Here is a 6,724-nt window from a genome sequence, read left to right as displayed (position 1 = left end):
GCCCCTACGGGACTCTCACCCGCTCTGGTGTAGCGTTCCAGCTACTTCGGGTCCAGCGCCGCAGCGCTCGGGCCAGGCCCCACGTCGGCCCTACAACCCCGTCTCGGACCTGTTGCCAGGCCGCGTGACGGTTTAGGCTCTTCCCCGTTCGCTCGCCACTACTGAGGGAATCTCGGTTGATTTCTCTTCGTCGGGCTACTAAGATGTTTCAGTTCACCCGCTGCCCCTCGTGCGGTCAGCGCGACCGCCGATCTCCGGCCATCACGCCGGAGGGGTTGCCCCATTCGGAGACTCAGGGTTCATCGCTTGCCAGCAGCTCCCCCTGAACGTTTCGCCGCTCGCCGCGTCCTTCTTCGGCCTTCAGCGCCTAGGCATCCCCCGCGTACGCTTCTCGCTTGTGCGCCATCCTATGACACCGAAGCACAACGTTCTTTGTTAGCTCTGTCGCGTTGCACTCGGCCTGCAGACTGCTGTCTGCTTTTCAGGCTCTCAGCAAAATTGAAGCAAGTATCACTCGCGATTCAATTGTCAAGGTACATCATCAGCGTAGTGCTTCACGCAGCGCTGCAGCCATCGATCCATCCATTACAGGCCGGTGATTTTTCTTCTCCCTGTTCAGGAAGGAGAGAGGGCTGATCAGGAGAAGACGGCTGCGCACCTTAGCGGACACTCTGACTCTTCTGCCATCTGCTGTCAGGAGAGTATCCGCTACCAACCAGCCAGCCAGCCACTTATCGTGTTCCCTGGCAGAGCCACTGGAACCGTGGGGCTGGGCCGCATTGCTTGCGGCGTCTTTTAGTATTCCACACCTGGCGTCGCTTGTCAAGAGGGTACTGGGACCGGATTAGCTAACTGGGTCACCGGAAGCGGAGGGGCTAATTGTGCATCCGTCCGCATGCCGGACGATTCCTCACGATTCCCTCGCTGGTCCCTGCTCCTCCTCAGTCGTCGCCGGCCCGGGTTATTGCAACTGGGCTGTGGCGTGGTGCTTGCATACTATCGCACAGGAGGGGGGGATTTGTCAATACCTCAGCTTTTGCCCTTCGGGGAAGAGATGAAAATTAGCCAGAATCTCCCAGAGAGGATTGACGGATTTCTTTGTGCTGACGTACGCTTTGCTACGTGATAGTACGAGGGGTCACCATATCATTGCGGAAGGGGAGTCTCTTTGATGAAATATTTTTTCTGGATAGCATTCGCCGTCTTCCTGGCGGCCTCTATTCCACATGTTGCTTACTTTTTTGCATCGTTTGAGCCATCATCGGGTCCAGAGGGGATCTGGTGGTGGGGTGTAAGTTATGCGATAGCGATCAGCATTGACGTTACCATTTACCTGCTGTCCTGGACGGCCTTTCAGCGTTATCGGCGCTATCGGACCCCGAAGGCGGTCTGGCAGCACTGGCTTCTCATTATTATTTGTACAGGTTTCTCGTGGGCGGTGAACTGGGCCTATGCCAAGCAGTTTCACAGCCCGCAGATGCTGAGTGCGGCGGAGCACGCGGCGCCCTGGCTGACCAACATTTTCCCCTTCATGGCCAGTGCCTTCCCGCTGCTGGGCATCGTCTATACCATGATGGCAGAGACCATTAGCGAGACGGAGGCGGAGGAGAAGAAAGCGCGGCAGCAGCAGCTGACGGCGCTCTCCGAGCTTGCCAAACAGGTCCAACTCCCCATGTCGACCCTGCGCCGCGCTCTGACGACCGGCTCGCGGCTGAACCCCGCCAGCCTCCTGCCGATTATCAATCAGGAGCGCACGACCGAGGTGGCCCCGGTTGCCAGCGCTGCTGGCAATGGGACGGCGCACGAAAGCAGCCAGGATCTCGCGCGCCCGATCACCGGTCAGATCGTAGCGGTGGGCAACGAAGGTCCCAACGGTGAGCAGAATACAAACCCGGCGATGTTGGCCACCTCCGCTGAGGGTAACCCCGATAAGCTGCAGATGACCATCGAGGTCTTGAAATCGAACCCCTCTATCACCGATGAAGCCCTGGCCCAGTACCTGGCACTGAAACGTCCCGCCAGCGCCCGCTTCTGGCGCCTGAAGGCCCTGGAGATCCTCAATGCCAATGGCGGACACGCTGCTGGACAGGTTAACCATCACAAAAATTCAGTCAGCGATACTGGCGTTTGGGCCACACGCGAAGTCGCCAATGGCTCGCTTGGCCGTCGTTAACTCTCCCTCCCTGGCCACTTCATGGCCAGAGGAGGCCAGCCCGGCTCCCGTCCCCTCCCTTGCTCACCACCAGGCAGCCAGGGAGCCGGGCGCCTCTCCGCTCACTACCTTGACGTCCGTTGCAACGATATGATAGACTAACCAAGAGCAGTGGAGAAACTTTCTGACCTGTCTTGATGTATACGGTGACAGCGCCGTCATTCTGTGCGCTACAGGTTTCCCATATTGCCACTATCTTAGGGAGGGATCAATGCCGACCACTTTCAGCTACGCGCGTATCCTCTACGCCGTAGGCCAGGTGCTGGATCAGCTCGGAGTGAAAAGCATCGCTCTCCGCGAGGAGGAGGATGGCCTCTTCGTCGAGGGCTATAATAGCAACGGCCAGCTCCAGGTCCAGCTACGTTACGATATCCCCGGCCTCTACGAACTGCTAACGCGCGTAGAAGAGCAAGAGAATGGGCGGGAGCTGCCGCAAACAGCAGAGGTGGAGGGGCTGTTGCGCCGCTTCTTGACAGAACACGACCGCGAGTTGGTTGGTATTTCTCGCTAGCATCTCAATAGCGTTCACCGGAGGAACCGGGGGAGTTTCCCCGGTTCTTGTGTATCAAGGACGCTCTCCGGCTGCCGGTGCTGGCGAGTAGCGCTCGTTGTTAGCGATTCCTATGCCTGGGCCTGCTCCGGCTAGCCTGTCCGTCTGGATTGGCAGAGAGCTTAAGGCCCGTCGAGCTGGAGACGTTCATGCTCTGCCAGAGATGCCTGGCCTGGAAAAATCGCCTGGCTGCCACCTGGACTCTGCACCAGCCAACTCCACCAGGAGAGAAAGCTGATCGACAGGAGAAAGGCCGTGATCAGCTCGGCCCCTCCCCTGTTTACAACCGAGAGATGATCTCGATCGTAGGCTTAGTGTGAGCCAGCGCTTCCGGTACCTGTTCCGCCTGGTCTCTCTCTCGGCTGCTTGTGTTGATGGTCAGTGCCCGCTCCCTGCCAGCAGTTCGGGCAATGCCTTACCAGGCCAGGGTCCAGCAGCAGAAGGAAGGAGAAGCCGGCGGCGCTCGCTCGCTCGCTGCCCTCCTATGTTGAGGAGGGAGGAAGAGAGAAAGCCCGGCTGGCGGTGCTGGCAATGCCTCTCCCGCCGCGATCAGGCTTCAGGAAGAGCAGCCTGTTCTGCCCGCTCCAGCCGCTGATCACTCCGTCGGGTTAGCCTCTTCAGGCAACTGTCGCTCGCTCACAGGTAGTAGGGTAGGGGCTTGTTGATCGGGAGCCAGCCGCTCTCTCAGCGTCCCCGCCCTTGCTCACTCGTTCGATCGGCTGGATTGGCTCGTGGCACCCTGGCGGAGAGAGGATCAGCCGGGAAGGAGCCAGCAGAACAGAAGCGAGAACATTCCCGACCAGCGCAGGTCGATCAGATCGAGGTGATCACATGCCAACGATGCCTTAGTATTTGCTCTTCACCTTCTGATAAGCAGCCCGGTAGCTATCTTAATGAGAGACTATATCATAAGTAGTTCTGAAAAGTAAAGCGCAGACCACTCGACTTCGCCAATAAAGTATGATATGCTCATAGTTGTAGGATTGCATAGCAGGCAATCCGAGCACCTGAACAATCAGCAATCCTGGTCTGCGCGGTTTCTCCCCATGAGAGGAGAAGATTGTGCCAGAAGAGATCGCTTTATTCATTGACTTTGAGAACATTCGCTACAGTATGCTGAATATCCAGCGGCGAGAGCCTGATCCGCAGGAGCTGATCGCCGTCGCCCGCCGTTATGGAACTGTCATGGTGGCCCGCGCTTATGCGGACTGGTCGCGTCAGCCGGAATTGTTCAAGGGCAGCCTGACAGCGGCAATGATTGACCGCGTGGATTGCCCGGCCAAGCAGCGCGACCGCATCCGCATCGGGACGATTCACTATCCTCCAGGGAATCCCTCAACAGGCGCGCTCGGAGTGCCAGGCTACGCTTCTGAAGGTCCGTATCAGCGTCAGTGGCCTGCGGGAGGGGCCACTCATAGTGGCTATACGGGTCCCTTCCCCGCAGTCCAGCCCCACCAAGAGAACGGCTGGTCCGGCTATCAACAACAGGATCAAGGGCCGCGCCAGGATACGGAGATGCGCTCTTCCGGTGAGGAGGACACCGCTTATCAACCGGTCCCTCGCCAGAGCCTCCCCTATAGTTCCCCCCACGGCCAGCCCCCCAGTGGTCCCCTCTCCCACCATCATGGCGGCTCTGGGTCTGGTCCTCTGGGATATTCCCATCAGCAGCAGCAGCAGCATAGCGGCGGTACTGGCCACTTGCCTGCCATTGGGCCTGGTACCAATGCGATCGTGCAAAGTACGATCGTTCAGAGCACTGTCGATCTGAATATGCTGATGGATATCATCGAGACGGTCTTCGACCGCCCCTCGATCTCTACCTTTGTCTTGATGACGGGCGATAAGGATTTTACCCGCATCTGCGCTCGCCTGAAGTTACGTCTGAATAAAACGGTGATTGTTGTTGGGATACCGGGAACCGTCAGCCGGGATCTGATTAGCAGCGCCAACCAGTTCGTTCCTCTGGTCCCCGGCATCGCCTCGGCCTCGTCGACGAATACTGGCAGTGGCTATGTCCCCGCCGTCTCGTCGGGCAGTACGGGCCATATGCCTGCCGTCCACCCGGGTACTAATCCCCATATGCCGGCAGTCAACCCGCAGCCGCCGATCGATGTGCTGGACCCGCAGTTCTTGCAGTTCCTGGACTACATCGACCGCAACTGGTCCTGGCGTACAGTCATGGGCGTGGCGAATTTCATCGGCGATCCGCTGAATCCCAAGAATCGCTTTCGCGGTCGTTTGACACGCGAATCGGCGCGCGAGTTGCTCCATGCTTGCATCCAGCGAGGGATCTTGCTGGTCCAGACCGATGCGAGCGGGGCCGAGGATCTCCGCCTCAATCGTTCCCACCCCGAGGTGGAAGAGGTGCTCAAGCAGTTCGTGCGCTGAGGCCAGCAAAGAAAGGTCAGGAAGGCTCGTGTTGCTGAGCACAGCCCTCTCGCCGCTGCTCCGCGCCCCTGTAGCGCGGCTGATTCGCTTCGCCCAAGGCCCAGGCGCCTGGTAGCTGTAAAGCGCCAGGCGCTTTCATTCTGTTTTGTTGCAGGTGGTCTCTTCTTTTGCTTTCTCTTTGATCTTTGCTTACTGTGGAGTACGCTTTCATGGGAGAAGAGTCTCGTCTCTCTCTGCTCGAAGAGCTGATTGAACGTCCGAGTCCTTCGGGCTTTGAGCAGCCTGTTCAGGAGGTGGTGCGCCGCGAGTGCGCTCGCTACGCCGACAGGGTGACAACGGACGTGCATGGAAATGTGATCGCCGCCCTGCATCCCGAGGGACATCCTCGCCTGATGCTGACAGCCCACTGCGATGAGTTGGGCCTGATGATACGTTATATCGATGAGCAGGGCTTTCTGTATTTCGCCCCCATTGGAGGTTTCGATCCGGCTACTCTCCCCGGCGAACGGGTGCTGCTTCATACAGCTTCAGGACCCGTACCCGGTGTAATCGGGGTGAAGCCGATTCATCTTCAGGGCGACGAGGAGCGCGGCAAGGCCCTTGCGCTGAAACAGCTCTGGATCGATATCGGGGCGAGCAGTAAGAAGGAAGCCGAAGAAATCGCTCCCCCGGGGACAGTGGTCACCCGCGCGGCCCGGCTTCAGCCCCTGCGCGGCCCGCTGGTGACGGCACGTGGCCTGGATGATAAGGCCGGCCTCTATGCGATTTTGGAAGCGCTGCGGCAGGTCTCCGCCCAGCGCGAGCAGTTGCAGGCCGCCCTCTACGTGGTCTCTGCAGTGCAGGAGGAGATCGGCTCTCGCGGCGTGCGCACCAGCGCCTATGAGGTGCAACCGGAGGTGGCTATTGTTGTCGATGTGATGCCAACAGCCGACCATCCCCAGACCTCCAGGCAGGAGATCGGCGATATCCGGCTTGGAGCCGGCCCGGCGTTGACGATCGGAGCGCATGTGAATCCGCGCGTCTATGAGCTGCTGCTGCAGGCAGCTCGTGAAGCCGGACTACGCTACCAGCTTGACCCTACCCCAGGACGAACGTCTACCGATGTGGACCTGCTCCAGGTGAGCCGCAGCGGGGTGGCAACCGGCCTGGTCAATATTCCTTGCCGCTATCTCCATACAGGCTCTGAGGTCGTTTCGCTGGAGGATGTCGAGGCAACGGCAACCCTGCTGGCTCGCTTCACCCTGGCCCTGAGTGCCCAGACGAATCTGATTCCATAACGCTCCTGAACGCTCCTGATATGGTATTCGGTCCGGCTCTCTGCCCTGCCAGGCTGGTTCGACCGAGAGAAAGACGCTCGTCGACCAGCTTCACTGGCAAGGGGATAAACAACCAGGGTGGTCGGGGCTTCTGCGGCCTGCTGACTGGCCTGTGGACCAGTTGACCGACAGGTCAGTCAGGTCAGAACCTCGCCCTGACTCCCCCTGAGCCGGCACGAGCCAGCCTGGCTGGATGGGTGCGCCCACTATTTCCTCTATCCCTCTATTAACCTGTTCTGCCCGTATGAAATGGTTCGC

4 protein-coding genes and 1 rRNA gene are annotated in these 6,724 nt (G+C 59.3%); 4 read left to right on the top strand and 1 reads right to left on the bottom strand.

The window, feature by feature from the left end; genetic code table 11:
- Positions 1-401: ribosomal RNA gene (locus BGC09_RS23180) — 23S ribosomal RNA — on the bottom strand; the annotation flags it as partial.
- 770 nt (positions 402-1,171) lie between these two features.
- On the opposite strand from BGC09_RS23180, the gene BGC09_RS21810 reads away from it, so the two are divergent.
- The 4 genes from BGC09_RS21810 (at position 1,172) to BGC09_RS21795 (ending at position 6,427) form a co-directional block, all read left to right on the top strand.
- A complete protein-coding gene (locus BGC09_RS21810) occupies positions 1,172-2,173 on the top strand; it encodes an LTA synthase family protein (RefSeq protein WP_069806313.1) in 1,002 nt (333 codons plus the stop codon).
- Between the two features lie 250 nt (positions 2,174-2,423).
- Complete coding sequence (locus BGC09_RS21805) at positions 2,424-2,723, top strand: hypothetical protein (protein ID WP_069806312.1); 300 nt, start codon at positions 2,424-2,426, stop codon at positions 2,721-2,723.
- Between the two features lie 1,101 nt (positions 2,724-3,824).
- Positions 3,825-5,150 carry an NYN domain-containing protein gene (locus tag BGC09_RS21800; RefSeq protein WP_069806311.1) on the top strand — a complete coding sequence of 442 codons (1,326 nt, stop codon included), beginning with the start codon at positions 3,825-3,827 and terminating at the stop codon, positions 5,148-5,150.
- Positions 5,151-5,359: 209 nt separating this feature from the next.
- Positions 5,360-6,427 (top strand): M42 family metallopeptidase, encoded by a 1,068-nt coding sequence (locus BGC09_RS21795; protein WP_069806310.1) that lies wholly within the window; start codon positions 5,360-5,362, stop codon positions 6,425-6,427.
- Positions 6,428-6,724: the final 297 nt, after the last annotated feature.

Source organism: Thermogemmatispora onikobensis (assembly GCF_001748285.1).
Classification (GTDB): domain Bacteria; phylum Chloroflexota; class Ktedonobacteria; order Ktedonobacterales; family Ktedonobacteraceae; genus Thermogemmatispora; species Thermogemmatispora onikobensis.
This window is presented reverse-complemented; position numbering and strand designations above follow the sequence as displayed.

Bases quoted from the DNA above. Each gene is read 5' to 3' on its own strand.
- BGC09_RS21810 (WP_069806313.1), top strand. From the start codon at position 1,172: ATGAAATATTTTTTCTGGATAGCATTCGCCGTCTTCCTGGCGGCCTCT.
- BGC09_RS21795 (WP_069806310.1), top strand. From the start codon at position 5,360: ATGGGAGAAGAGTCTCGTCTCTCTCTGCTCGAAGAGCTGATTGAACGT.
- BGC09_RS21805 (WP_069806312.1), top strand. From the start codon at position 2,424: ATGCCGACCACTTTCAGCTACGCGCGTATCCTCTACGCCGTAGGCCAG.